This is a genomic window from Pelobacter seleniigenes DSM 18267, from assembly GCF_000711225.1.
Classification (GTDB): Bacteria; Desulfobacterota; Desulfuromonadia; order Desulfuromonadales; family Geopsychrobacteraceae; genus Seleniibacterium; species Seleniibacterium seleniigenes.
In genome coordinates this window covers 1,567,482-1,593,960 of the sequence record NZ_JOMG01000002.1, presented here as the reverse complement: position 1 = coordinate 1,593,960, position 26,479 = coordinate 1,567,482, and the positions used below count along the sequence as shown (strand labels likewise).

27 protein-coding genes are annotated in these 26,479 nt (G+C 58.3%); 14 read left to right on the top strand and 13 right to left on the bottom strand.

The window, feature by feature from the left end:
- Positions 1 to 3: 3 nt before the first annotated feature.
- From ispF to N909_RS0110025, 3 genes are all read right to left on the bottom strand, one after another.
- Positions 4 to 516, bottom strand: coding sequence for a 2-C-methyl-D-erythritol 2,4-cyclodiphosphate synthase (gene ispF / locus N909_RS0110035; RefSeq protein WP_051689880.1), 513 nt, complete (start codon positions 514 to 516; stop codon positions 4 to 6).
- On the bottom strand, positions 516 to 1,229 hold the full coding sequence (ispD, locus tag N909_RS0110030) for a 2-C-methyl-D-erythritol 4-phosphate cytidylyltransferase (RefSeq protein ID WP_029914577.1): 714 nt from the start codon (positions 1,227 to 1,229) through the stop codon (positions 516 to 518). Before ispD ends, ispF begins: the two co-directional genes overlap by 1 nt.
- Before the next feature lie 97 nt (positions 1,230 to 1,326).
- Positions 1,327 to 1,806 (bottom strand): CarD family transcriptional regulator, encoded by a 480-nt coding sequence (locus N909_RS0110025; RefSeq protein WP_029914576.1) that lies wholly within the window; start codon positions 1,804 to 1,806, stop codon positions 1,327 to 1,329.
- 277 nt (positions 1,807 to 2,083) lie between these two features.
- Between N909_RS0110025 and N909_RS0110020 the strand changes: the two genes are divergently transcribed.
- Positions 2,084 to 3,010, top strand: coding sequence for a putative 2-dehydropantoate 2-reductase (locus tag N909_RS0110020; protein WP_029914575.1), 927 nt, complete (start codon positions 2,084 to 2,086; stop codon positions 3,008 to 3,010).
- Here the strand turns inward: N909_RS0110020 and znuB are convergent.
- From znuB to N909_RS0110005, 3 genes are read right to left on the bottom strand one after another with little or no spacing between them, the layout of a single operon-like run.
- Positions 3,007 to 3,813: a zinc ABC transporter permease subunit ZnuB gene (gene znuB, locus N909_RS0110015; protein WP_029914574.1), complete on the bottom strand. Its 807-nt coding sequence runs from the start codon at positions 3,811 to 3,813 to the stop codon at positions 3,007 to 3,009. The two genes, N909_RS0110020 and znuB, sit on opposite strands and share 4 nt — an antisense overlap.
- Positions 3,810 to 4,568 (bottom strand): zinc ABC transporter ATP-binding protein ZnuC, encoded by a 759-nt coding sequence (znuC, locus tag N909_RS0110010; protein ID WP_051689666.1) that lies wholly within the window; start codon positions 4,566 to 4,568, stop codon positions 3,810 to 3,812. The genes znuB and znuC overlap by 4 nt, the downstream gene beginning before the upstream one ends.
- A complete protein-coding gene (locus tag N909_RS0110005) occupies positions 4,565 to 5,065 on the bottom strand; it encodes a Fur family transcriptional regulator (protein WP_051689665.1) in 501 nt (166 codons plus the stop codon). The genes znuC and N909_RS0110005 overlap by 4 nt, the downstream gene beginning before the upstream one ends.
- An 89-nt stretch (positions 5,066 to 5,154) precedes the next feature.
- Between N909_RS0110005 and N909_RS0110000 the strand changes: the two genes are divergently transcribed.
- On the top strand, positions 5,155 to 6,105 hold the full coding sequence (locus tag N909_RS0110000; protein ID WP_029914567.1) for a zinc ABC transporter substrate-binding protein: 951 nt from the start codon (positions 5,155 to 5,157) through the stop codon (positions 6,103 to 6,105).
- A gap of 114 nt (positions 6,106 to 6,219) precedes the next feature.
- Here the strand turns inward: N909_RS0110000 and N909_RS0109995 are convergent, their stop codons facing one another.
- Positions 6,220 to 8,307, bottom strand: a complete 2,088-nt coding sequence (locus N909_RS0109995) for a carboxy terminal-processing peptidase (RefSeq protein WP_029914565.1) — start codon at positions 8,305 to 8,307, stop codon at positions 6,220 to 6,222.
- A 302-nt stretch (positions 8,308 to 8,609) separates the two neighbouring features.
- Here N909_RS0109995 and N909_RS0109985 point away from each other — a divergent pair, with 302 nt between their 5' ends.
- Positions 8,610 to 8,981 (top strand): PilZ domain-containing protein, encoded by a 372-nt coding sequence (locus N909_RS0109985; protein ID WP_036683065.1) that lies wholly within the window; start codon positions 8,610 to 8,612, stop codon positions 8,979 to 8,981.
- A gap of 14 nt (positions 8,982 to 8,995) precedes the next feature.
- Here N909_RS0109985 and N909_RS0109980 read toward each other — a convergent pair whose 3' ends face one another.
- The gene (locus N909_RS0109980; RefSeq protein ID WP_029914561.1) at positions 8,996 to 9,265 is read right to left on the bottom strand and encodes a hypothetical protein; all 270 of its coding nucleotides are present in this window, start codon (positions 9,263 to 9,265) and stop codon (positions 8,996 to 8,998) included.
- 92 nt (positions 9,266 to 9,357) lie between these two features.
- On the opposite strand from N909_RS0109980, the gene N909_RS0109975 reads away from it, so the two are divergent.
- Positions 9,358 to 10,266, top strand: coding sequence for a DMT family transporter (locus N909_RS0109975; RefSeq protein WP_051689664.1), 909 nt, complete (start codon positions 9,358 to 9,360; stop codon positions 10,264 to 10,266).
- Between the two features lie 42 nt (positions 10,267 to 10,308).
- Here the strand turns inward: N909_RS0109975 and N909_RS0109970 are convergent, their stop codons facing one another.
- Positions 10,309 to 11,073 carry a pseudouridine synthase gene (locus N909_RS0109970; protein ID WP_245613593.1) on the bottom strand — a complete coding sequence of 255 codons (765 nt, stop codon included), beginning with the start codon at positions 11,071 to 11,073 and terminating at the stop codon, positions 10,309 to 10,311.
- Positions 11,074 to 11,177: 104 nt separating this feature from the next.
- Between N909_RS0109970 and N909_RS0109965 the strand changes: the two genes are divergently transcribed.
- From N909_RS0109965 to N909_RS0109920, 10 genes are all read left to right on the top strand, one after another.
- Entirely contained in the window at positions 11,178 to 12,128 is a 951-nt protein-coding gene (locus N909_RS0109965; protein ID WP_029914549.1) for an ABC transporter substrate-binding protein, read from the top strand.
- A gap of 9 nt (positions 12,129 to 12,137) precedes the next feature.
- A complete protein-coding gene (locus N909_RS0109960; RefSeq protein WP_029914548.1) occupies positions 12,138 to 13,025 on the top strand; it encodes an ABC transporter permease in 888 nt (295 codons plus the stop codon).
- On the top strand, positions 13,022 to 13,816 hold the full coding sequence (locus tag N909_RS0109955) for an ABC transporter ATP-binding protein (RefSeq protein ID WP_029914547.1): 795 nt from the start codon (positions 13,022 to 13,024) through the stop codon (positions 13,814 to 13,816). Before N909_RS0109960 ends, N909_RS0109955 begins: the two co-directional genes overlap by 4 nt.
- 138 nt (positions 13,817 to 13,954) lie before the next feature.
- Positions 13,955 to 14,815 (top strand): branched-chain amino acid ABC transporter permease, encoded by an 861-nt coding sequence (locus N909_RS0109950; RefSeq protein WP_029914546.1) that lies wholly within the window; start codon positions 13,955 to 13,957, stop codon positions 14,813 to 14,815.
- Positions 14,816 to 14,820: 5 nt separating this feature from the next.
- Positions 14,821 to 16,653, top strand: coding sequence for a thiamine pyrophosphate-dependent enzyme (locus tag N909_RS0109945; RefSeq protein ID WP_029914545.1), 1,833 nt, complete (start codon positions 14,821 to 14,823; stop codon positions 16,651 to 16,653).
- Positions 16,650 to 17,150, top strand: a complete 501-nt coding sequence (locus tag N909_RS0109940; protein ID WP_029914544.1) for a 2-oxoacid:acceptor oxidoreductase family protein — start codon at positions 16,650 to 16,652, stop codon at positions 17,148 to 17,150. Before N909_RS0109945 ends, N909_RS0109940 begins: the two co-directional genes overlap by 4 nt.
- Before the next feature lie 79 nt (positions 17,151 to 17,229).
- Positions 17,230 to 18,231: a branched-chain amino acid ABC transporter permease gene (locus N909_RS0109935; RefSeq protein ID WP_036683063.1), complete on the top strand. Its 1,002-nt coding sequence runs from the start codon at positions 17,230 to 17,232 to the stop codon at positions 18,229 to 18,231.
- Positions 18,215 to 18,979: an ABC transporter ATP-binding protein gene (locus N909_RS0109930; protein ID WP_029914542.1), complete on the top strand. Its 765-nt coding sequence runs from the start codon at positions 18,215 to 18,217 to the stop codon at positions 18,977 to 18,979. The genes N909_RS0109935 and N909_RS0109930 overlap by 17 nt, the downstream gene beginning before the upstream one ends.
- A gap of 116 nt (positions 18,980 to 19,095) precedes the next feature.
- Positions 19,096 to 21,183: an ATP-binding cassette domain-containing protein gene (locus N909_RS25295; RefSeq protein WP_084167665.1), complete on the top strand. Its 2,088-nt coding sequence runs from the start codon at positions 19,096 to 19,098 to the stop codon at positions 21,181 to 21,183.
- A gap of 310 nt (positions 21,184 to 21,493) precedes the next feature.
- Positions 21,494 to 22,102: a TetR/AcrR family transcriptional regulator gene (locus tag N909_RS0109920; RefSeq protein ID WP_029914540.1), complete on the top strand. Its 609-nt coding sequence runs from the start codon at positions 21,494 to 21,496 to the stop codon at positions 22,100 to 22,102.
- A 54-nt stretch (positions 22,103 to 22,156) separates the two neighbouring features.
- Here N909_RS0109920 and N909_RS0109915 read toward each other — a convergent pair whose 3' ends face one another.
- From N909_RS0109915 to N909_RS0109900, 4 genes are all read right to left on the bottom strand, one after another.
- Positions 22,157 to 22,882 carry a glutamine amidotransferase gene (locus N909_RS0109915; protein WP_029914539.1) on the bottom strand — a complete coding sequence of 242 codons (726 nt, stop codon included), beginning with the start codon at positions 22,880 to 22,882 and terminating at the stop codon, positions 22,157 to 22,159.
- A 325-nt stretch (positions 22,883 to 23,207) separates the two neighbouring features.
- On the bottom strand, positions 23,208 to 24,077 hold the full coding sequence (locus tag N909_RS0109910) for an NAD(P)-dependent oxidoreductase (protein WP_029914538.1): 870 nt from the start codon (positions 24,075 to 24,077) through the stop codon (positions 23,208 to 23,210).
- Positions 24,078 to 24,526: 449 nt separating this feature from the next.
- Positions 24,527 to 25,825, bottom strand: a complete 1,299-nt coding sequence (locus tag N909_RS0109905; protein ID WP_084167664.1) for a DEAD/DEAH box helicase — start codon at positions 25,823 to 25,825, stop codon at positions 24,527 to 24,529.
- A 382-nt stretch (positions 25,826 to 26,207) separates the two neighbouring features.
- A complete protein-coding gene (locus tag N909_RS0109900) occupies positions 26,208 to 26,477 on the bottom strand; it encodes a hypothetical protein (protein WP_029914536.1) in 270 nt (89 codons plus the stop codon).
- Positions 26,478 to 26,479 lie beyond the last annotated feature (2 nt).

Sequence of the window (26,479 nt, the reverse complement as noted above, 5' to 3'; positions counted from 1 at the left end):
TTCCTATGCAATAATGGCCGCACTCTTTGCGACCTGACCTTTGTTGTTGTGCTGCAGCAATACCACGCAGTGTGCTGCGATCCCTTCGCCGCGGCCGCAAAAACCGAGCTTTTCAGTGGTCGTGGCTTTAACATTGATGCGACTTGTTGCCGCCCGGCAATCTTCGGCTATGGTGGCGACCATCGCCGGGATGTACTCGGCCAGTTTCGGCCGCTGGCAAATGACCGTGGCATCAAGGTTGCCGATAACGTAACCGAGCTCCGCCATCTGGCCAACAACATTGCGCAGCAGCTTGCGGCTGTCGATGCCCGCAAAGGCGGCATCGTTATCCGGGAAATGCCGCCCCAGATCGCCCCGGCCGAGGGCACCGAGAATGGCATCGCAGATAGCGTGCAGCAGGACATCGGCATCTGAATGACCGAGCAGGCCGAATTCAAAGGCGATCTCGACCCCGCCGATAATCAGCGGTCGATCCTTGACCAGGCGATGAACGTCGTAACCATGGCCGATGCGCATCATGCCGATTTCTCCTCCATACTGTCAAGCAAAGCTGTTGCAATAACAAGATCTTCCGGGGTTGTCACCTTGATATTGCGGTAATCCCCCGCCACAATCCGCACCGGCCGCCCCAGGCGCTCCAACAGGGAAGCGTCATCGGTCGCGCGAAAACCGGCCCGATCCGCCTCGGCAAAAGCCTGCTCCAGCAGCGGATACAAAAATCCCTGTGGGGTTTGGGCCTGCCATAGGAATTTACGCTCCGGCGAGGCGACAATCAGTTCCTCGGCCACTCGCTTGATGGTGTCCTTGACCGGCACCGCCAGGATGCAGGCACCTACCTCCCGGATGACCTCCAGCAAAGCGGGCAGCTGAGCAGGATTGAACAAGGGTCGCGCCCCGTCATGGATCAGAATCGGCCGCTGAGCTTCAGTATAACCATCCTCGCGCAGAGCCACCAGGCCGTTGCGGACAGAATCCTGCCGCTCTGCCCCGCCCTGCACCAGGCGCCGGACTTTTCGCAGACCGAACCGTTCAATGATCTGCTCTTGACAAAAAGTAAAATCTTCTGCTGGAACGATAGGATAGATCGACTCGACCAACGGGTGGGAGTCAAACAGGGACAGGGTGTGGGCGAGCAGCGGTTTACCGTGCAGCTCCAGATACTGCTTGCTGATCGAGGCCCCCATTCGGCGACCCAGCCCCGCCGCCGGAACAAGGACAGCTGCTTTCATCGGCAACCTTTTCGGGTTGGATAATTGTTTTAAGCCCTGAAACAGAACGGACCAGGCGTATCACGCCCGGTCCGTTTCTCACACATATTCGAGCAGTTCAGTGAAAGATATTTTCCAACCGCTGAACGACCTGATCCTCTTTGGCACCCTCAGCCAAGGCGACCTCAGTCACCAGCAGCTTGCGGGCCTGCTCAAGAACTTTCTTTTCGCCATAGGAAAGTTCCTTTTCCGAGCTGATCTGATAAAGATCGCGCAGCACTTCGGCGACTTCCAGCAGATCACCGGTTTTCAGTTTGTCGTTATACTCGCGCTGGCGCCGGCTCCAGGAAGCGATTTTGCCATTTTCACCCGGCTCCGCTAGCGCATCGAATACCCCGGTGATCAATTTCTGGTCGATCAACCGCCGCAGACCGACGTTACCGGCATTGCCGACCGGGACCATGATTTTCATGTCCGTGTCGACAATCCTCAGGATATAGAATTTCTGACTGTGTCCTGAATACTCCCGGATCTCGATATCCTCGATCACTCCAACCCCCTGGGTTGGATAAACTGCCATATCACCAACTTTAAACAAAACAAAACTCCTTTTGCTAGACCTACTGATACTATCACAAAAGGCATTCCCCGTCAATTCCGGACACCAGGGATAACGTCTTGATTCATATGGGAAAATGGTTTTTTATGGAGGGGCTTGACAGGGCTGTGCTAGGATTTCCCGCAAAAGCGGCGCTTTTCCAGGCCCCGCGGCAACCGGAAACAGCCATCCACAACCAGTTCCCCCCTTGCTAAGCACCACGGGACAGGACAACGGAAGAGATGGCCCTCTCACCATCAGGAATAAGGAATTCGATATGCGTATCGGTGTTATCGGCTCAGGCGCCCTGGGCCTCTATTACGGTTCCATGCTGCAGCGTAACGGCGGAGATATTCACTTTCTGCTGCGCCGCGACTATGACGCCATCCGCGCCAATGGCCTGCAGGTTTATTCGCCCAACGGCAATTTTCACCTGCCACAGCTGAACGCCTATCGCCAGGCGGCCGATATCGGCCCGGTCGACCTGGTCATCGTCGGCCTCAAGACCGGCGCCAATGATCAGCTGGTGGAGCTGGTCACCCCCCTGGTCGGACCCCGGACCGCGATCCTCACCCTGCAGAACGGGCTCGGCAACGAAGAGCTGCTCGCCGCAGCGTTCGGAGCAGAACGCATTCTTGGTGGGGTAGCTTACCTGGGGACCAATCGTGGCGAACCGGGTGTGCTGCATCATATTGACGCAGGAAAAATCGACCTTGGTGAGTTTGATCGGGATATTTCCGCGCGCTGCCGCAACTTAGCCGCCATGTTCAATGCTGCCGGTATCCCCTGCCGGGCCGTTGAGGACCTGCGCCGCATCCGCTGGGAAAAACTGGGTTGGAACATCCCCTTTAACGGTCTTGCCGCGCTTCACCGTTGCAACACCGCCCAACTGATGGCCCACTCGCCAAGCAAAGAGCTAGCCCGACAAATCATGCTCGAAGTTGCCGCCGGAGCCAATGCCCAGCCGCTTAAAAGCCGGATCGATGCGCAGGAATTCAGTCAAAAGCTGATTGCCTTCACCGAAAAAATGAACCCTTACCGGCCCAGCATGCTGGTCGACCGGGAGCAGGGCCGACCCATGGAGCTGGAGGCGATCTTCGCCACTCCGCTACGCCAGGCGAAAGCCGCCGGAGTTGAAATGCCGCGCATTGAGATGCTCTACCAGCTGCTTGATTTTTGCGCAAAAAAAGCCGGGCCGAACTAACCGCCACCGCCTGGCAACCAACGCCGCGGCACCAGCAGGCCAAGCATAAACAGCAAACAGGCCGCCACCACAATGCTCGGTCCGGTCGGGGTATCCCATTGAAAGGAGCCATAGAGGCCGCAGCCGACCGCCAGACAACCGATCAGGCTGGCCAGCACCGCCATGGCTTCCGGCCCAGCGGAAAAGCGGCGCGCGGTGGCCGCCGGTATAATCAGCAGAGAAGTCACCAGCAGCAGACCGACGACCTTCATCATCACCGCCACGGTCAGGGCGATCAGAGCCAGAAACAGCCAGTTTATCCGGTCCACGGCAATCCCTTCCACCCGGGCCAGATCTTCATGAATGGTGATGGCCAGCAGCGGCTTCCAGAGCCAGAGCAGGCCGAGCAGGGCAAGTCCTCCGACACCGAAAATCCAGGCCAGATCAGCCGGGCCGATGGCGAGGATGTCGCCGAACAGATAAGCCATCAGATCGACTCTGACATTCTCCATAAAAGCCAGGACCACCAGCCCCAGGGAGAGTGCACCGTGGGCAAAAATCCCCAGCAGGGTATCGCCGGCCAGATGGCGCTGCCGACGGCTGTAAAATAGCAGTACGGCCAGCAGCTGACAGACAACGATAATGCCGACCGTCGGATTGAGGTGGAAAAGAAAGCCCAGGGCAACACCGAGCAAAGCGGAATGGGCCAGGGTCTCCCCGAAATAAGCCAATCTGCGCCAGACCACAAAAGAGCCGAACGGCCCCGCAATCAGGGCAACACCGAGCCCACCAAGCAAGGCGCGCAGAAAAAAGTCTTCACTCATATTTTCAGATTCCTGTCACAATGGGCACAGTGGTCATGCTGATGATTGCGGTCGTGGACATAGACGGCCAGATGATTGACCGCCAGCGGGCCAAACAGTTCGGCATAAGCCGGATGCCCGGTGACCGCTTCCGGGGTTCCGCTGCAGCAGATATGCCGGTTCAGGCAGAGCACTCGATCCGTGGCCGCCATCACCAGGTGCAGATCGTGGGACACCATCAGCACAGCACAGCCACGCTGATCGCGGATATTGGCGATCAGCTGGTAGAGTTCGACCTGTCCATGGACGTCGACCCCCTGTACCGGTTCATCCAGCACCAGCAGGTCGGGCTCACGCACCAGGGCCCGGGCGAGCAGAACACGCTGCAGCTCCCCGCCGGACAGGGTCTGCATAGGGGAATCATAGACCTGTTCGGCGCCGACCTCACAAAGCAGACGGTGAGCCCGCTTGCGGTCATTATGGCAGGCGGTGGCCAGGAACCGCTTGACGGTCAATGGAAAGGTCGGGTCAAGCTGCAACCGCTGCGGCATATAGCCGATGGTAACCCCCGCCCGCCGGTAAACCGTTCCCTGCTGCGGCTGCAACAAGCCCAGGGCAACCCGCAACAGGGTGGTCTTGCCGGCGCCGTTGGGACCGATCACCGTTAAAACTTCCCCGGCCTGCAGCTGCAGATCGATATTTTCCAGCAACAGTCGCCCGCCGCTGGCATAGTTGACTGCGGCCAAACTGAGCAATGGCTGATTCTGATCAATCATTGTTTTTCCCTGCTTTCCTTACAGCGCGGGCACAGACCCATGATCTCCACGGTATGCTGGCGCACCACAAACCCCGAATCCGCGGCGCATTGATTGATGGCAGCGGTGATCGCCGCAGCGTCAAGTTCAGCATATGCCTTACAGGACTCGCAGATCAGAAATTGTCCTTCATGGGGCTGGTGGGGATGGATACAGCCGACGTAGGCATTGAGGGACGCGATGCGATGAACCAGGCCCAGCTCCAGCAGAAAATCGAGGGCCCGGTACACCGTTGGCGGCGCGGCGCGACCGTCCCGCTGCAGTTGTTCAAGAACCTCATAGGCCCCGATCGGCCGGTGCTGCTGCCAGACCAGTTCGAAAACCCGCCTGCGCAATGTGGTAAAGCGTTGCCCGCTGTTCTGACAGACCTGTTCGGCATTACGCATGGCCACGGCCATACAGCTTTGATGATCATGGTCGTCACTGATGAAATGCAGGTGATGACTTGGTGTTGCCATAAAAAGAAAACTCCGGCTTGCTTTTCTAAATGTTATATTATAACATTTCAAATCATTCTTTATCCTAACTTAATCCTCGGAGAAACACAATGAAGAGATTCCTTTTCCCCCTCTTACTGATCTGCCTGTTCGGTTCGTCGGTCAGTGCCACCGAACAGCCTGCACCACAGGTGGTGGTCAGCATCAAACCCCTCTATTCCCTGGTGGCCGGGCTGATGGAAGGGGTCGGTCAACCGCAATTGCTGATCAATGGTGGCGGCTCGCCCCACGGCTATTCCCTACGCCCTTCCGAAGCCGTTGCCCTGGCTGATGCCCAGCTGATCGTCTGGGTCGGCCCGGGACTGGAGGGTTTTCTCGAAAAAGCCCTGGCCACCCTGAGCCCGACCGCCGTGCAGTTGGAATTGAGCCAACGCCTGCAACCTTACCTGCTCCCGGCCCGCAGTGGCGGAACCTGGGAAAAACATGAGCATCACGACGAAGGGGAGCATGCAGAGCAACACCATGACCACGCCGAAGCAGATCTGGACCATTTCGACCCGCACATCTGGCTCAGCCCGGCCATGGCCGAAAAGATTGTTGCGCTCTGCAAAGACGCCCTGATTGCTGTCGATCCAGCCCATCAGGACAATTACCGGGCCAACGCGGCCCGGGTCACCGAACGGCTCAGGACCCTGGACCGCGAGCTGCGTCAGCAACTGGCCCCGGTCAAGGACACCCCCTATATTGTCTTTCACGCTGCCTATCAGTATTTTGAAGCCACTTACGGTCTCAATGCGGTCGGCTCGGTGACAATTTCGCCGGACCACAAACCGGGCGTCAAACGCATCCTGGCCATCCGTGATAAGATCAAAAGCCTCCATGCCCGTTGTGTGTTCAGCGAGCCCCAGTTCCAATCAAACCTGGTCAAGACCATCATTGAAGGAACCGACACCCGCACCGGCGTTCTCGATCCCCTGGGGGCGGATCTGCCGGCGAACCAGGACACCTATTTTGTCCTGCTGCACCGCCTGGCGGATAATCTTTATCAAGGTCTGCATTAACCAGCGGCAAAAACGCAACGCGGCCGTTTCCACAGAAACGGCCGCGACATTATTCAGGCACTTCTCATCTTTCCCATGCCCGAGCACACCAGGGGCTGCCGGGTCAACAATCCTTCAGCTGGCAAAACCCTGCATATCGTCAAGCAGGTGAATCCCTTCTTTGACATAAGGGTCGTCGGCAATCTGCTTGTCCAGATCCTCCTGCGGAACATCTTCTTCAGGTTCACTCATCATCCCGAAATGCGGTCCGTTCTTTTCTTCCTGCCGCAATTCGCGGCGTTCGGTGAGCAGATCTTTCAACAACAGGGACTGGCGGGTGTGCTCGCGGCGCTTCTTGGCGCTGACCGTTTCACTGATAATCTCCTGAAAGTCCTTGCTGTTCTCAATGCGGGCATGACTCTGCTGGCGTAACAGATCGAGGTGGTCGACCGGTGGAACCCAGAGGCTGTACTTGACCGGTGCGATATGATCCCATGGCAAGGCGTTATCCAGATATTTTTCACCACTCTCAAGGCCGTCCAGCCGTGAAGGCAGAACCACATCTGGGGTGACACCTTTTTCCTGGGTCGATTCCCCGCTGATCCGGTAGAACTTCTGGATGGTGACTTTGATCGCCCCTAACGGCATATATTTGTCCATGCCACGCAGGTTGACAAACCGATCGAGATCAAGCAACGCCTGAACCGTCCCCTTGCCGTGGGTATGCTCATCGCCGACGATCAGGGCCCGGTCATAATCCTGCAGTGCCCCGGCCAGGATTTCCGAGGCCGACGCACTGAAGCGGTTGACCAGGACAATCATCGGCCCGGAATATGCGACTGAACGATCATCATCGCTCATCACCCGGATATCCCCCTGCCCGTCACGAATCTGCACCACCGGACCGGTTGGAATGAACAGGCCGGTGACACTGACGGCATCGGAAAGAGACCCGCCGCCGTTGTTGCGCAGATCAAGGATCAGACTGGTGATATGTTCTGTATTGAGCTTGTCCAGTTCCTCGCGCAAGTCATCGGTCACGTTGCGATCGGTTTTACCGCTGTAATCCCGGTAAAAAGATGGAATCTTGACATAACCGACCTTACCCTTGCCGTCCGGGTCGCTGATCGTTGTCCCCTTGACAAAGGTTTCCTCGATTTCGACCACATCGCGGATTATCGGGATGGTCAACTGCCTGCCGTCCGGCTTTTTCACCGTCAGCCGTACCTCGGTCCCCTTTTTCCCCCGAATCAGGGCCACGGCATCACGAATCCGGGTATCGGTAATATCCACCGGTTCTTCGGCCCCTTCGGCAACTTTGAGGATGATGTCGTCGGCTTCCAGCTGCCCCTGCTTGGCGGCGGCGCTACCGGGAATCACCCGCACCACCTTGATGTAACCGTCCTCTTCGCGCAGGGTCGCACCGATCCCTTCCAGGGACCCGCTCATCTGGATATCGAAATCCTCCTTGGAGGTCGGCGGCATATAACTGGTATGCGGATCGTAGGCCCGGGCGATAGCGTTGAGGTAGCGATCATAATGATCCTGCAGCGACTCTTCCAACATTCGTTCAAGCAGATTCCGGGTGGTTTTGCCGACCTTTTCCCGAGCCTTTTCCAACAGCTCCCGGTCGGTTTTCTCATCCACCGGCAACAGCGCGCCGCTGTCGTCGGTGCCGATATCATCTTCCCGCAGACTGATGTAACGATTGAGAATCTGAAACTTGAGGACTTTCCGCCAGCGATTTCGCAATTCTGTCAAATCAGCGGCAAAGTCCAGTTTTTTGGGATCACTCTCAATACTTTCTTTGACTTTCGGATCAATCTTCTGCTTCAGCAACTCATCAAGCATAGCGGAGACCTGGTTAATCCGCTGATTGAGAAGTTCACGCCCTTTGATGGGTAACTCAAGGCGGCCGCGGCGGATCGCATCATCGATCTGATCCCGGTATTCGGTCAACTCCGCGACATCCTTTTGCAGCAGGAAGCGCTTTTGAAAATCGAGCTGTTTCAGATAGAGATCGAAGGCCGCTTCGGATAAGGCGTCATCCATCGGCTTCTGACTGTAATGTTTACTGCTAAGCTGCTGCTGCAGCATGTGCCCCAGCAACCGGGCCCGGTTACTATCGAAGGGATCGACCTCTTTGCTCCAGGCATTTAGCGGCAACGCTACGAGCAAAAGAGCAATCAGGACCCTGCGGAAATATTTCATGGAATTAAACATAAAAAAGCCTCAACCCTTTGCTAAGTTTCGGTCCGGAACGGCAAATTCAGACCAGTTTAAGGGATACTAAGACAATGTACCCTTGTCAACTGGCCAATCGCAAGCAGGAATTCCTTATTTTACTGGTTCCCGGCTTCACTTCCACCCCTTCAGCAGAGAAAAAAACCAAAATCCTGTTAGAATGAGAAAGAACCTGCAGGTCTGCAAGAACTGACATGAATCCGCTTTGGCTGCGACAACCGTAACAAGACCGGCATGAGATTAGCGGCCGACAGGGAACTATCCTGCCAAAGGAGATCACGATGTCTGAACAGAGAAATTATCGACGGATCGGATTTCGAACCGAAGCACATATTGATGTCGGCGCAAACAGCTACCCCTGTGAACTGGTGGACCTGGCTCTTCAGGGAGCATTGTTCAAATCAGCACAGACGATCCCGCTGCCGGTGGAAGCCCGGGCGACACTGAATATCTTTTTGCCCGACTCCGCAATCAGGATGACCTTTGAGGCCGAGTTGATTCATCAACGGGGCGATTATTACGGTTTTCTGTTCGTTTCGGAAGACGCCGACAGCATGGCCCACCTGCGCCGCCTGCTGGAGCTGAATTTTGGAGATGCCGAGCAGGCTGAACAGGAATTTTCCCACTGGCTTAAGCAGGAGCCGAAAGCCTGATCCACCCGAGCCGTTCAGAGGGGAATACGCTTTTTCTTACAGTAGCTGCGCAGCACCATTTCGGCCTGATTCATCCGTGACAGACGCATATTCTTGGCCTTCACCTGCTGAACGTCCTCCAAGGGGACCTGAGTCTGGCGGATTTCTCGCTGGACCAGTTGCAAATTGTTCAGAATCACTTTCAGATCGGCGGGAGTATATTTTTTCAGAACCGGCGGTGAGAGGCTGAAAAACCCACCGGCGATATCCTCTGCCATCTTCTTGGGGCTGCCGGAAATTGCCATTGATTTCCTCCTGGAAAGTTTTTCGTTTCATGCGCAAAGCAAGCCGCCGCTATTCCCTTGCTTTCCCATTCGGCCTGTGAGATCAATTCTCCATGAACGATTCGGAACATCTCAAAGGCCTGCTGCTGACATTTACCGCCGTGCTGATTCTCAGCCCGGATGCACTCCTGGTGCGGCTGATTCAGGCCGATATCTGGACCCTGCTGTTCTGGCGCTGCCTGCTGACGTCCACCATGCTGTCGCTCTTTCTGCTGCTGCGCTACCGTCGGCGGTTTATCCCCACGGTCAAAGCCATCGGCCGGACCGGCCTGCTCTCCAGCCTGACCATTACCATCGGTTCACTACTCTTCGTCAACGCTCTGAAACAGACCACCGCCGCCAATACCCTGATCATCCTGGCCGCGACTCCGGTGATCAGCAGCCTGTTGAGCGGCCTGTTTCTGAAAGAAAAAATACCCTTGCGCACCAAAATTGCCATCACGATCTGTTTTGGCGGCATTCTATTGATTTTCTCCGGTAGCCTGCACCACGGGCTGCTGCTCGGTGACCTGCTGGCCCTCGGGGCAACCACCATGTGGGGCAGCAACATCGTCATTATCCGTAGCGGCAAAAACGTCAACATGATTCCGGCCAATGCCCTCGGCAATCTCTGCGTCGTGCCGATCGCCTGGTTCCTGGGCGCCCAGCCCCTCGCCGTCAGTCCAGCGGATGCAGGCTTTCTGGCGCTGCTCGGGTGCCTGGTCCTGCCGATCTCCTTCGGCCTGATCACCCTTGGCCCCCGCCACCTGCAGGCTCCCGAAGTCAGCCTAATTCTGCTCACCGAAACCGTGGTCGGCCCAGTCTGGGTCTGGCTAGCACTCAATGAGATTCCGCATATCAGAACCGTGGTTGCGGGGCTGCTGATTGTCGGCACCCTGCTGGTTCACACCCTGCTCTCACTGCGGCAGCTCTCTGCCCGAAACCGTATCAGCCGTTTCCCAGATCCTCAAGCCCAGCCCTGACAGGTTGGTGAAAAAGCCCATCCATGGCTCGACAGGCTGTTTTCAACAACCTGCTGCTCCTTCCGGCGTGGCCCGTTCTGCCAGCAGGCCGTGGCTCAACCCGGCCAACACCAGGGTCTGCTGAAAATCTGCGGGCAAAGATGCCTTGATGGTCAGACGATCGCCGCTGTACGGATGATTACAGACCAGCTCCAGCGCATGCAGGAGCAGCCGCTCGGCCGCGAAATGATCACGAAACAGGCGATTATGGCGACCCTCGCCGTAGCGGGTATCGCCGATGAGCGGATGAAAGATATGTTTGAAATGACGCCTGATCTGATGCCGCCGGCCAGTCTGTGGAAAGGCCTCCAACAGGGCATAGCGGCTCTGCGGATAGCGGCCGACCGCAAAAGGAACTTCGTTACGGGCCAGAGTCCGGTATAGGGTCACGGCCGGGCGCGGTGTTTCAGGCGCGCTCTGGCGACCCCACTCCGGTCCGTCGACCAGCGGATAATCGATTTCGCCTTGCTCTTCCGGCCACCCCCTGACCACGGCCAGGTAGCGTTTTTTGACCAACTGGCCGGCAAAATCCCGGGCCAGGCGGCCGGCCATCTCACCGGACAGGGCGAACAGCAAGACCCCGGAAGTCGGCTTGTCCAGGCGATGGACCGGATAGACCCGCTGGCCAAGCTGATTGCGCAGCAGCTGCACGGCGAAACGGGTTTCCCGGCGGTCGATTGAACTGCGGTGAACCAGCAGTCCAGTCGGCTTGTTAATGGCGACCAGGTGCTCGTCCCGGTACAGAATTTCCAGTAGCTCTTTCCCCAAAGGTCATTCCTGTCGGCAGTGTAAAGCAAATCTTGACCCGCCTCGGCAGCAGACGTTAGATTAAGCGCCTCAGCAGCATTTTCATAGCACAAAGGAGCTGGTTCATGAAAAGAATCTCGGCGTTCCTGTTCTATTTCGTTGTCAGCCTGTTGGCCTCTGGCGGAGCACTGGCGGCGGACTATACGGTATCGTTCAACCAGATAGTGGAGCATCCCGCCCTCGACGCACTGCGCCAGGGTGTTAAAGACGAATTGGCCACGCAAGGTTTGTCAGTCGTTTACAACGATCATATCGCCCAAGGCAATATCGCCACTGCTAACCTGATCGCCAAACAGATCCTCGGCGAGCAGCCGGATGTCGTGGTCGGCATCGCCACGCCGACGGCTCAAGCCTGTGCCCAGGCGATCCGGTCCATCCCCATCGTCTTTGCCGCGGTGACCGACCCGGTCGGGGCCGGGCTGGTCAAGAGCCTGGGCAAGCCCGGCGGCAATGTCACCGGGACCACGGACATGAGCCCCATCGACCGGCAGCTTGAGCTGATTCAGCAATTCCTGCCCGAGCTGCACAGCCTCGGGGTTATCTATAATTCCGGGGAGGCGAACTCCCTGACCCTGGTGCGGGTGCTCAAAGAGCAGGCCGCAAAAAAGGGGATCAGCGTCGAAGAAGCCACGGTCAGCAATTCAGCCGGGGTCTTTCAGGCGGCCAAAAGCCTGATCGGCCGAGTCCAGGCGGTCTATATCCCCACCGACAACACCGTGGTCTCAGCTTTTGAAGCCATCACCCAGATCGGCTATCAGGCTAAATTACCGATTTTTGCAGCGGATACCGACTCGGTCGGACGGGGTGCCGTGGCCGCCCTGGCCGTTGACTACTACCGGATGGGTCGACAGACCGGCGAGATGGTCAGCCGCATACTGCAAGGCGCCCGCCCCGCCGACATGCCGGTGGAGACCCTGCGCGAATTTCAGATCTATCTCAATCCCGGTTCTGCTGCCAAAATGGGTCTGAAGATCCCCCCGACCCTGTTGCAGAAGGCTGACAAAATTATTCAATAGACGACGCTGATGACCTATTTCGCTTTCATGGGAGCCCTTGAACAGGGGTTTGCCTACGGGTTCCTGGTACTCGGTGTCTATCTGACCTTCCGGGTTCTCGATTTCCCGGATTTGACCGTCGACGGCAGCCTGCCCCTGGGCGCTGCGGTTTCGGCCGTGGCCATCAGTGCCGGCTGCAACCCGTTTTTATCCCTGCTGTTCGCTTTGGCGGCGGGCTTTGTGGCCGGGATGGTCACCGGCGTGCTGAACACCAAGTTCGGTATTCTTCATCTGCTCGCCTCCATCCTGACCATGATCGCCCTGTATTCCGTGAACTTGCGGATCATGGGCCGTCCCAACATGACCCTGCTCGGCAAACCCACCATCCTCGATCCGCTGACCAGCGCTGGAATCGGCATGTTCAATGCCGCCCCCCTGCTGTTCGGGCTCATGTCCGGTGTGGCCCTGCTGGTGCTGCTCTGGCTGCTGCACACCGCTTTCGGGCTGGCCATGCAGGCGACCGGTGCCAACCCGCAAATGATCACCAGCCAGGGAGTCAATACCGACCGCATCATCATCCTGACCGTCGGCCTTTCCAACGGCCTGGCCGCAGTCAGCGGCGCACTGCTCTGTCAAAGTCAGGGTGCCGCGGATGTCAATATGGGGGTCGGCACCATTGTTGCCGGGCTGGCTTCGGTCATTGTCGGCGAGACCCTGTTCGGCCGCCGCACCATCAGCCGTGCCCTGTTTGCAGCCCTGCTCGGCTCTCTGGCCTACCGGCTGGCCATCGCCCTGGCCCTCAGCCTCAAGCTCGGGCGGTTTTCCTTTACCCCGAGTGACCTCAACCTGTTGACCGCCCTGCTGGTCGTGTTTGCCCTGACCCTGCCCGGGCTGCGCAGAAAGGTGCTGCGGCGATGATCGAGATTACCGCGCTGGACAAAATATTCCATCGCCACAGCGTCAATGAAGTCAAGGCCCTGAGCGCTCTCAACCTGAGCATCAAAGAGGGGGACTTCATCACCGTGATCGGTTCCAACGGTGCCGGCAAAAGCACCCTGCTCAATTGCCTGGCCGGCAGCCAGAGCATTGACAGCGGCCGGATCAGCATTGCCGGTCAGGACGTCACCCGCTGGCCCGAACATCGCCGGGCCCTGCTGATCAGCCGGGTCTTTCAGGATCCCCTGCTCGGCACCTGCGGCCCGCTGGCCATTGAGCAGAACCTGGCCCTGGCCAACCGCCGCGGCGGCACTCACGGACTCGGCAAAGGGGTTCGCCAGAGTGACCGCGCCCTGTTCCGCAGCCAACTGGCCCAACTCGGCCTGGGTCTCGAAGATCGCCTCAAAGATCGCGTCGGCTTGCTCTCCGGCGGCCAGCGTCAAGCCCTGACCCTGCTCATGGCGACCCTGGTCAAACCGCAAGTGTTGCTGCTCGACGAACACACCGCGGCCCTGGATCCGAAAACCGCCCAGCAGGTGCTGGAACTCACCCGCCGGCTGATCGACGAACAGCAGATCACCGCTCTGATGGTGACTCACAACATGCGCCAGGCCCTCCAACTCGGCAACCGCCTGATCATGCTGCATGGCGGCCGGATCATTCTGGATATCAGCGGCCCCGCCAAACAGGCGATGCAGGTGGAAGATCTGCTCGAACAATTTTACCGGGTTCGTGGCGAAGATTTTGTCTCCGACCGCATGCTGTTGATCTGACCGTTCGCTCCCGCCCGACCAGGACGCCCGGAGGCAATGATTTTCAGGACTTGACCTGCGTTCGTTGGTGACCTAATCTGACGCCTTTGAACTGTTTTGCTTTCGGTGGGGATGCCCCGCCCGCAGCGGAGCCGCCACTTGACCGATTTTCTGCAATTCATCTTCTCCGGACTGACGAATGGCGCCATTTACGCCCTGATTGCCCTGGGGTTCTGCGTGGTCAACAACACCATGGGGATTCTCAATTTTATTCAGGTCGATTTTGTCACCCTGGGCGGCATGCTGATGTTTTCGGCCCTGTTCGGCATCGGCCTGCCGGTGATTCCCGGGTTGCTGCTGGCGGTGGCCGGAGTGGCCCTGATTGCCATGCTGATCGAGCGCTTCGGGCTTCGTCCGGCGCGCTCCGAAAATCACATGGTGCTGGTTTTTCTGACCGTCGGCCTGTCGATCATCCTGCGCGGGGTGATCAAGCTGGTCTGGGGGAAAAACCGCATGGCCCTGCCGCCCCTCACCCCGGATGTGCCGGTGGAAATTTTCGGTGCCAGCGTACTGCCGCAGGCGCTCTGGATTCTGCTGCTGACGGTCATCGCCATCGCCCTGCTGACCTGGTTCTTTTACCGCACCCCGCTGGGCCTGTCGATGCGAGCCGTAGCCTCCAATCCGAAGGCGGCGGCCATTGTCGGTATCCCCGCCGGGCGGGTCCGCCTGACCAGCTATGCCATTGCCGGAGCCCTCGGTGGCCTGGCCGGGGTGCTGGTCACCCCGATCACCACCCTGAGTTACGATGTCGGCGTCCTGCTCGGTCTCAAAGGCTTTGCCGCAGCGATTCTCGGCGGTTTCGGATCGTTTCCCGGGGCCGTGCTCGGCGGGCTCGGCCTGGGCCTGCTCGAATCCCTGTCGTCAGGTTATTTTTCAAGCGCCTATAAAGACGTGGTTGCTTTTGTTGTCCTGGTCCTGGTGTTGTTTGTCAAACCGACCGGGTTGCTCGGTAAGGAATAATTTTTATGGATGAAGAGAAACAGATCGAACTGTTAATGGGGAATGAAGCCATCGGTCTCGGCCTGATCGAGGCCGGCTGCCAGGTTGCCGCCGCCTACCCGGGCACGCCTTCGACGGAAATCCTCCAGGCGGTCATCGACCGGCAGCAACAGGCCGTTGAACCGCTTCATATCGAATGGTCGGTCAACGAGAAAATTGCCTTTGAAGTCGCCCTTGCGGCCAGCTACACCGGTAAGCGTTCAGTCGCGATGATGAAGCAGGTCGGCCTCAATGTGGCCGCCGACCCGTTCATGCGCACTGCCTACCTGGGGGTCAAGGGGGGAATGCTCACCGTGGTCGCAGACGACCCTGGCCCGCACAGCTCCCAGAACGAGCAGGACACCCGACTGTTCTGCCTGCAGGGGCGGGTGCCGGTCATCGATCCGGCCAGTCCGGCCGAAGCCAAGCAGTTGATCAGCGCGGCCTTCGAGCTGTCGGAAAAGTATGAGATGAATATCGTCCTGCGCCCGACTACGCGGATCTGCCACTCGCGCCAGAACGTTGCCCTGGGCCAACCGCGGGAACTCCGTCGCCACGCTGATTTTAAAAAAGATCCGGCCCGCTGGGCGGCAACCCCGGCCTTTTTACCGGCTCTGCACCGTAAGCTTAATGACAATCTGGCCAAAATCGCCTGTGAACCGGACTGGCAGCCCCGTTTGACCGCCGGCGACGGCAGCTATGGCCGCACCGCACTGGTCGCGGGCGGGATCGCTTACGCCCACCTGGTCGACCTGTTGGAAGAGCTGGGCCTGACCGGGCGGCTTGACCTGTACCAGGTGGTCATGCCCTACCCTCTCAACCCGGACTTTAAAGCCCGGCTGGAAGCCGACTATGAACGCATCCTGATCCTTGAGGAAACCTACCCGGTGATCGAACTGCAGCTCGACCATCCGGGCGCCGCCGGGAAACAGACCGGAGCGGTGCCGCGCGAAGGCGAACTCAGCCCCGATGTCATCTATACGGCCCTGGCCGCGTTCCTGGAATTGCCGCCCCCGGCGGAGCAGCCCCTGGAACGGCGCGGGCAGAGACCCTCGCTGTGCCCCGGCTGCCCGCACCGGGCGGCCTTTTACAGTATCAAAAAATGTTTCCCAAAAGGCATCTTTCCGTCCGATATCGGTTGCTACACCCTGGGCATGAACCTCGGTGCGGTCAACACTGTCCACTGCATGGGGGCCTGCATCAGCCAAGGAGCGGGGTTTTTCCAGTCCTACCGCCAGGACACCGCCGATTTTCCGACCATTGTCGTCAGTATCGGCGATTCGACCTTCTTCCATTCCGGGATTCCGGCCCTGATCAACGCGGTCATTCAACAAACCCGCATGATCGTTGTCATTCTGGATAATGCCACCACGGCCATGACCGGCGGACAACCGGTTCCGCATATGGGTATCGCGGCCGGAGGGCGGCCGACCCGGGCCATCGCCATCGAACCGCTGGTCAAGGCGAGCGGCGTCGACTTCATCGAATGCTGCGACCCTTACGATAACGACCGTTTCGAGCAGCTCCTCAACCAGGCGGACGCTTATATCCGCAGCCCGGAAGGGGGCGTCGCCGTTATCATCTCGCGCCATGGCTGCCTTATGGACCCGGCTGTGCGCAAGGGCCAGGAGACGGCAACCATCCGCATCCTCGAGAGCTGCATCGGCTGCGGCAAATGCGTCGGCGCCTTTGAATGCCCGGCGTTGTCGCTGGATACGGAGCGGAAACTGGCCCTGGTCGATCAGGATCGCTGCGTCGGTTGCGGCTGCTGTATTCCGGTCTGCCCGGTCAACGCCATTATCAAGGAGGGCAAATCATGAAACAGCAGATCATCGTCAGCGGTATTGGCGGTCAGGGGGTCCTGTTTCTGACCCGGGTGATCGCCCAGGTCGCCGTCGACCGCGGGCTGCCGGTACTGACCGCGGAGACCCACGGCATGGCCCAGCGCGGCGGCACGGTGCTCTCGACCATCAAGGTCGGCAACTTCGCCAGCCCGCTGATCCGCACCGGGCAGGGCGACCTCGGGCTGCTGCTCTGGGACGACAACCTGGCGGTGCACCGGACCCTGCTGAAAAGCACCGGCACCATCCTCCTGAACTCCGAGCAAACCGGGGAAGGAATCCGCCTTGACGCCGCCAAACTGGCCCGTGAGCTCGGCAATGCGGTGCTCTTGAACCTGATCCTGCTCGGCCGGGCGGTCCGGGAGCAGGCAATCTTCTGCAGCGCGGAAGAATGCGCAGCGGCCATCCGCAAACTGGCCCCGCAACGCTTTGTCGAGCAGAACCTGCAGGCATTTCAGAAGGGGCTGACCAGCTGAGCAGTTCCGGCAGCCCCCTTTGACAAGCCGCTGCAAAAAGATTGCAGCGTTGGCACAACCAACCAGACCAGGAACAACCATGACCGGCAAACAGAAATTTTTCTATTTCCTCTACCTGCACCGAACCGGGCTGACCGTTATCGGCCTGGCCCTGGCACTGGTGCTGTTTCCGCTGGTTGAAGACAATCCCTATACTCTGGGCCTGACCAATCTCATCGCCATCAACGCCATTGTCGTGCTCGGCCTGAACCTGTTCATCGGTTATGCCGGGCAGATCTCCCTCGGCCATGCCGCTTTTTTCGGCCTCGGCGCCTACGGTTCGGCGATTGCCACGGTCACCCTCGGGGTGCCGCCCTGGCCGGCCATGCTGCTGGTCGCGGGGCTGGTAGCCCTGGTCGCTCTGGTGGTCGGGATTCCGGCGCTACGCCTTTCAGGTCACTATCTGGCCATGGCCACCCTCGGCCTGAACTTCGTTTTCCATATTATCCTCCTCCAGTGGGACGGGGTGACCGGCGGGCCGAGCGGCTTCTACGGCATCCCCTATCTAGCTATCGGGTCCTTTGCCTTCGATGACGAGGTCCGCCTCCACTATTTGATCTGGACCGTCGCCATGGTCTGTCTACTGCTCTGCCTCAATCTGGTGCGCAGCGGAGTCGGCCGGGGCATGGCAGCCCTGGCCGGGGATGAGACGGCAGCCGCGGCACTGGGGGTCGACACCCGCGCCACCAAGGTCAAGGTATTCGTCCTCTCTGCGGTACTGGCCTCGCTGGCCGGCAGCCTCTATGCCCACACCTATGCGTTTATCAGCCCGGATTCCTTTGATATTTTTGCGGCCACCGATTTTGCCATCATGGTCGTCGTTGGCGGCATGGGTTCGATCTGGGGGTCGCTGTTCGGTGCCGCAGTCATGACCATGCTGCCTGAATGGATGGATCTGTTCGATAACTACAAGGATCTGGTCCACGGGGGCATCCTGGTTCTGGTGCTGATGTTCCTGCCTCAGGGGCTGGTCACCGGCATCATCGATATGGTCAAGGTCAGACTGACATTGCGGAGGCACAAACATGCTCAAGCTGAATAATGTCAGCAAGTCCTTCGGCGGCCTGCCCGCGTTGAGCGAGGTCTCCTTCGAGATCCGCACCGGCCAGCTCACGGCCCTGATCGGCCCCAACGGCGCCGGGAAAAGCACCCTGATCAACTGCATTACCGGGGTGCTTGCCCCGACCAACGGTTCGCTGCGCTTTCGCGATCTCGAACTGGCAGGGATGCCACCCCATGCCATCAGCCGGGCCGGGATCGGCCGGACTTTCCAGAACCTGAAAATCTTTCCCCGGCTGAGCGTGCTCGATAATGTCCTCGCCGGGTTGACCTGTGAGGCCGGCCATTCCATGCTCATGGCCATGTTGCGCCTGCCCTATTTAAGGCACCGGGAACGCCGCCTCAAACTGCGGACGCTGGAAGCGCTGGATCGTTTTCAACTGGCTGACAAGGCCAACTGGCCGGCCGGGGTGCTGGCTTACGGCGACAAGAAACGTCTGGAGCTGGCGCGGGCCACGGTCGGCAATCCCCACCTGCTGCTGCTGGATGAGCCGGTCGCCGGCCTGAATGCCCAGGAAACCGCGGCCGTCGGCGAACAGTTACGCCTGCTGCGCGGCAAAGGGCATACCATGCTGCTGGTGGAACATGATATGGACTTGGTCATGGAGATCGCCGACCAGGTCGTGGTGCTTGACAGCGGTCGCTGTATCGCCACGGGTACGCCGGACCAGGTCCGGCGCAACCCGCTGGTTCTGGAAGCCTATCTGGGCCGGCTGGAAGCAACCGCTTAACCTGCAGCTGCCTGTTCAAATCGGGCCGGACCTTTGCCAGCCCTAAATGAAGCGCTGATCATCGGCCCGCCCTGCTTGACGGGGCATGCCCGCAAACCGAACGAGAACCGACAACCATGCTGAAAATATCCGATCTTACCGCTCATTACGGTGCCGCCCAGGCGCTCTTCGGGGTCGACCTTGAAGTTGCGAGGGGCGAAACCATCGCCCTGGTCGGTGCCAACGGAGCCGGCAAGAGCACCTTGCTCAAATGCCTGATGGGACTGGTCAAGCCGACCCGGGGGAGCATCACCTTGAACGGCAAAGACGTGACCGGCAGCAGCCCGGCCAAGATGGTCCGCATGGGTCTGGCCCTGTCACCGGAAGGGCGGGAGGTTTTCGGCCATCTCGATGTGCTGGAAAACCTGCGCCTTGGAGCGATCCCCCTGAAACTATCCAAAAGCGTGGCCGCCGAGCGCATCGCCGAAGTCTTTCAGCGCTTTCCCAAATTGGCCGAACGGCAAAAGCAAGCGGCCGGGACTCTCTCCGGCGGCGAACAGCAAATGCTCGCCATGGGCCGGGCGCTGATGGCCAAACCGGACCTGCTCCTGCTGGATGAACCGAGTCTGGGTCTGGCGCCGCTGATTACCGACGAAATATTCGCCATCGTGCGCCAACTGGCACGGGCCGGCACCACCATCCTGCTGGTGGAGCAGAATGCGGCCCGAGCCCTGTCCGCCTCTGACCGGGCCTATCTGCTGGCCAACGGTAAAATTGTCGAGCAGGGGCAGAGTGCGCACCTGCTCAATGATCCGATCCTCCGTTCGACCTTCCTGGGTGCAGCCAGCGCAGCCAACCCCGCTGCCAGCCGCCTGGGTGCTGCCGGACTGACCAATATCCGTTTGGAGAAACCCGATATGCTCAAGCAGAATTTCATGCCCGCTTTTTCCTCTGTCGACGAACTTAAAGAACATCAGCTCAAAGGGCTGCAATGGACGGTACGCCATGCTTACGAAGGCTCTGCCGTCTATCGACAGAAACTGGAGGCCGCCGGGGTTAGTCCGGAATCGGTGCAGTCCCTGGACGACCTGCGCCGGCTGCCGTTTACCTGTGCCGATGATCTGCGTGACGGCTATCCGTTTCCGTTGCGCGCCGTGCCTTACGAGCAGATCGTTCGCATCCATGCCTCGTCCGGAACCACCGGCAAACGCAAGGTCCTCTGCTATACCCAGAAGGATTTGGACGACTGGACCGATTTCTTTGCCCGCTGCTATCAGATGGCCGGGGTCACCCCCCTGGACCGGGTTCAGGTCGCCGTCGGTTACGGCGTCTGGACCGCGGGGATGGGATTTCAGCTCGGCTGTGAAAAGATTGGCGCCCTGGCCGTTCCCATCGGCCCGGGGAACATCGATATGCAGATTCAGTTTTTGCTCGATTTCCAGTCGACGGTGTTCTGCTCAACCGCATCCATGGCCCTGCTCATGGCCGAAGAGATTCACAAGCGCGGCATTGCCGACAAAATCGCGATCAAAAAAATCATCTACGGTTCGGAACGCTCCAGCCGCTCCATGCGCAAAAAGATTTCCGAATTGTTCGGCGGCGCCGAGCTGTTCGACATTACCGGGCTCACCGAGCTGTACGGCCCGGGCACCGGCATCGAATGCAGCGAGCATGACTGCATCCACTACTGGGGGGATTATTACCTGCTGGAAGTCCTTGACCCGGAGACGCTGCAGCCGGTCCCGGACGGGGAGTGGGGGGAGATGGTCGTCACCACCCTGTGTAAAGAGGCGGTGCCGCTGATCCGCTACCGGACCCATGACATCACCCGGATTATCCCCGGCAACTGCAGTTGCGGCAGTATCCTCCCGCGTCATTCACGCATCAAAGGGCGTAGCGACGACACCATCAAGTTCCGCGGGGTTAATATCTATCCGAGCAGTGTCGACACCATCCTTTCGACGGTGCCCGGGATCGGTTCGGAATACCAGATTCATTTGACCCGGGATGAAGCGGGACGCGATCACATGCGCCTACTCGTGGAACGCGGGGAAGGGGTCGCAGAGCAACGTTCGCCGGAGTTGATGCATGAAATCGGTCACCAGATCAAGAAACAGCTGCTGGTGTCCGCGGATATCGAACTGACCGGCTACGGCCAGCTGCCGCGCTCGGAAAAAAAGAGTCGGCGCGTTTTTGATAACAGAATTCAAGATGAAATCGTTTAACGCCAGAACCGGGACGTTTGCGGGACTTAACCCGGAATTCCTGGCGCTGGTTTAATATACCCTCATCCCTTGGTGGACTCGGCAGACAACCTCTCAACCGCCTGCTGAGTCCGCCATGTCCCACCCTTTCAAACCGCCGACCACCTTGCTCAATTGACAATCCTTCCGGCTATTTTGGACCAAATTTTGCAAAGAAAGAATGTTCTACTCGGGTTTTGTTGGCATTTTCCGCAAAAACAGTGGGTTTTACGGAACCGGGCCACCTCTACAGCGCCGGGAAGTCTTTCATTTTGAGAAACGGTATATGAAAATGAGTCAAAAAATAAAAAAAAGAAACATCAACCCGACCAGAAAGATGGACCTGGTCCTGCGCACGGCGAGAAAACTTTTTCTGGAAAAAGGCTTTCATGCCGTTTCGATCCCGGATATCGTCAAAGCCTCCGGGGTCAGCGTTGGAGCCATTTACCTGCATTTCGGCAATAAGGAAAAACTGGCCACCGCCGTTTACCAGCAGGCTTCAAAAGAATTTCTCGACCGGCTCTTTCAAAAATTCGATGAACGGCCGCTGCAGACCTGCTGCGCCCGCGAGATTCTGGCCGACATTGCCGAACTGATTTTCGAGATCACCGAAGATGACCCGGAAATGATGGAGTATCTGCTGTCCATTCGCCAGGGCTATTATCCGGGAGCGTTGTCCTTTTACAATACGGCGGTGTTTCATCGCCTGGAAAAGATCATCGACAACGGCATTGCTTCGGGAGAGTTGCGCCCCGGCAATCATTCCCTCTGTGCTGCCGCCTACTGCGGAGTTATTCTCCAGGCGGTGGAACTGCGCCTGAATGGCCAGCTGGAACAGCCCCTGTGTGAAATGGCTGAGCAGATTTTCGAGAACGCCTGGGCCAGCATCAAGGCGGCCTGAGTCCGCTGCTTTCAGTAGCCGCGGTACATATCCCGCGGCTTCAAAACAACCAAATCAGCCCGCCAGCCGCTCTGCTGCATAGCGGGTAAAGTGGCGAAACAGTTCGGCCGCCGCCGGGGTCTCTCTGACCGCCGCCAAAAGCGTCTCGACCGACTGTCCGGCTGCGCTCAGCTGGGTAGCCTGCTCCTCAATATAGGCACCCATGATCGCCCCCGTATACTCCGGATGAAACTGCACCCCCCAGGCACAGGGGCCAACCCGAAAAGCATGGTGGGGTTCAAAATCGTTTTCCGCCAGCGCAATCGCTTGTGGCGGCAACTGCAACACCGTCTGCGAATGGGTGGTATGAGCCCAGAATTCACGCGGTAGCGCACTGAACAATGGATCCTCGGCGGCTTCCTTCCGGCAGCGAATCAGAGTGGTACCGATCTCCTTACCCCGGGGATGATAGCCGACCTCGCCGCCAAGAGCACTGCCAAGGAGTTGGTGACCATAACAGATCCCGAAAAAAGGGACCTGCCGAGCAACCAGCCCGGCAATCCAATCTTCCAGCCTAACACTCCATTCCAGTTTATCGGTCACCATGGCATGAGATCCGGTCACCGTAACCCCGGCACAGTCCTCGGCAGCCGGCAAGGCCGCCATATCTTCGACATCAATGATGGCAATGGGCAAGGTCGTCGGTCCCAAAGCGGTTCTGGTCCATTGATCAAAATCACCAAATCGTTGCAGCGTCGAGGAAAAAGTCGTCCCGGCTTTGACAATATATAGTTTTTTCATGCGGTTACTCGTTCACAAGTTACAGGTGGAAAGATTGGAAAAATGTCCCGGAAAATGGCCTTTGCGCAGGTCCTGTCCGCAACGGTTATTGCGCTTGGCACTGCACGGCCGACCGGCAAAGAGAACATTACACCAGCAACAGGTTGTTGCAAAAGCCCATCCCGGGACTTTTTCAAGCAGATTGGAAAAAAGTTCTTTTCCCCAGCCCACAAAATCAAAAAGTTAGCAAATCGTCATTGTGTATGAACACCCGGCCATGGGCTCAGCAGGCTGTTTGTTCAACAACCTGCCAGACCGGGCTTCACCGGAGAGGATTGCCAGTCGCTTACTTTTCCCCGTGGATGGTTTTATACACCGCAACAATATCCTCGTCTGCAAAACCGGCCTGCCGGGCCCGCTTGAAGGATTCGTTGGCGGTTGCCGCGGTTGCCAGGGGCTGACTGAGTTCATCCCCCAAGGCAACCGCCAGGCGCATATCTTTCTGCATATGCTTGAGGGGAAAATTGGTACTGTAATCTTCTTTCAGCAGCATCGCCCCCTTCCCTTTGAACATTGGGTTAGCCAGGGCACCAGCATCCAACACCTCAAGAATTTTGTTGCCGTCAAGGCCACTTTTCTGACCCAGCGCCATCCCTTCACAGAAAGCGGTCAGCATCCCCCCCATGATCATATTGACTACGAGTTTCATCTTGGCGCCTTGCCCCACCTCGCCCAGGTACGGGGCCATTTTCCCCATCACCTCGAAGGCCGGCATGGCTTCATCATAGAGACTGCGGTCGCCGGCCGCGAGGATAATCAGGGTGCCGTCCTCGGCCGGTTTTTTAGTTCCGGACACCGGCGCTTCAAGAAAACGTCCCCCGGCTGCAGCAACCGCCCGGGCGATTTTTGCGGAGGTTTCCGCGTCGACAGTAGACATGTCCACATAACCGCGACTGTCACCGATTCCGCCAATCACTCCCTGCTCGCCAAAACAGATCTCCGCAGCGGCCGTCGGGTCGGAAACCATAGCGAAGGTAATATCACAGGCGGTTGCCACCGCCCGCGGACAGTCGGCCTGAGTTGCCCCCAGGGCCACCAGTTCCGCACATTTAGTCGCGTTTCTATTCCACACCGTTACCTCATGACCGGCCTTGACCAAGTTTTCGGCCATGGCCCGGCCCATGATTCCAAGTCCCAAGAAACCGTAGTTTGCCATTTTCATTACTCCGTTAGTTTGATAGTTCCAGCTCTGCAGCAGCAACCGGCAGCCTTTTCAGCCTGCTTGATCGAAGCACGGCAAAGCTCGTAGCAAGACAGATATAAAGAATTTACCAAAAGGCTACGGCTGGGTCACGTTTGTATTGTTAACGCCGGGTGCCAGCGGCCAATTCAGTTATGCTGCTGCTATTGCCCGTGATCTAACTGAATCAGACTGAGGTTGAATTCACCAGAAAATGATGAGTACGTGCCGGGGGATGAGCTGGCAAGCGGCGGAGAGGCCGGACCAACCGGAAAAAGACCAACGCTGAGAGGGTGGTAAAACGGCAGCATTGCCGTAAGCAGGGAAGCAAGCCCGGACCGCAGGAAAACCAGCGGGCCGGGCGAAGAAATCAGGAAAATAAGGGGCACGACAGGCGACCAAGCACGTGCAGTGCCACCAGAGGATCAGACAGACCGTGCCGAAGAGCTGCGCCCGGCAGCCGTCCGCTCGGAATTCCTGCCCCCAGCGAAGCTTCTCCTGCCGCTTCTCTGTCTGGAGCCGGGGATTTTCCGCTCGGACCTGGCCTTGCGCGGCGCGGTTCTCTGGTCTTCGCAGGCGACATGGTTGGCCGTCAGCTCATACCCTTTGGCAACCATTTTTGGCAGCTTGCCACCCAACAAGGCCTCAATATCGCGCTGCAACTTGATTTCGTCAGCGCTGACCAGAGAAATGGCCATGCCGCTGCGGCCGGCGCGACCGGTTCTGCCGATCCGGTGCACATAATCTTCCGGCACGTTGGGGAGCTCGTAATTCACCACGCAGGCAAGCTGGTCGATATCCAGCCCGCGCGCAGCAATATCCGTGGCCACCAGCACCCTGACCTGAGCGTTTTTAAACTCCGCCAACGCTTTGGTCCTGGCACCCTGGCTTTTATTGCCATGAATGGCCGTGGCCTTGATGCCGTCTTTTTCCAATTGGCTGGTAAGCCGGTTGGCGCCGTGTTTAGTCCGGGTGAAAACCAACACCTGTGGCCAGCTTTCCGCACCGATCAGGTTCGAGAGCAGTTCTCTTTTGCGGCTTTTATCTACCTGATAAACCGCCTGCTGCACATGCTCTGCGGTGGTATTACGCCGGGCAACCTCGATCAACCGCGGGCTAACCAGAAAGCTGTCCGCAAGCTGCTTGATCTTGCTGGAGAAGGTCGCTGAAAACAGCAGGTTCTGGCGCTGCTTCGGCAGCAAGGCAAGAATTTTGCGGATATCATTGATAAAACCCATATCCAGCATGCGATCCGCCTCATCCAGCACCAGGATCTCGACCTGGGATAGATCCAGGGTTTTCTGGCCGACATGATCAAGCAGACGCCCAGGAGTGGCCACCAGGATGTCGACCCCTTTGCGCAAGGTCGCAATCTGCGGCCGAAGCGGCACTCCACCAAAAATGGTGGTACTGCGGAGCGGCAGGTATTTGCCATAGCAGTGAATACTGTCACCGACCTGAGCGGCCAGTTCCCGGGTCGGGGTCAACACCAGCGCCCGCACCGGCCGCCGTCCCCCTGCCTGAGCACTGCCATGCAACCGCTGCAAGAGCGGCAAGGTAAAACCGGCCGTCTTGCCGGTGCCGGTCTGCGCCCCGGCCAGGACATCAAGGCCGGACAGCACCACAGGAATAGCCTGGGCCTGGATGGGGGTCGGTTCGCTGTAACCTTGTTCAGTCACAGCACGAAGAAGTTCGGCCGACAGGCCGAGTTGATGAAACGTCATAAAATTTATTGTTACTCCGGATGGATTGCCAGCCACCCTGCTGTCATTGACAGTGGGACGATCTCAGGCTGAAACAACATAATTGGTGTCAGGGAAATGTCGAAAAGAAATGACCGAGAACACGTAAAACAACGCCGATCGAAGGGCGCACGGGTGATGAAGGAATTGTGCGGGTTGGGGGTGAGACAAAAACCCGAAAATAAAAAAAGCAGCCCAAGTGGGTCTGCGTATAAACGGATCTATTCAGTGCCAATCAGGCAAATGAATTGTTTAAAACCTACACAAACTTTCTTAATCATGGAACAATAACAGAGAAACTCCTGGAAAGCAAAGATTTTCTCTTTTTTTTAAGCAGGTTAGGAATCCGTCCCCGCAAAACGGCTCAGCGCGGCCGGCGGCGCGGCATTCCGTGCTGGTCACTGCGGGCTAATTCCTGGCGCACCGCTGTGCTGCTCTGCTCATAAATCAGTTCCCGGCCCATGATGGAACCGGCATAAGCCAGGCCGTTTCGGGTCGGTTCCAATTTGCACTTGCTGCTATGCGGCCCGTCCCCGATCAGAATCCAGATCGCCTCGGCCGTTTTGCTGGTGACCGTGACTTCAATAACCTGCCCGGATTCAGTTTTCACTTTAATTCTGTCACTTTGGTTCATAA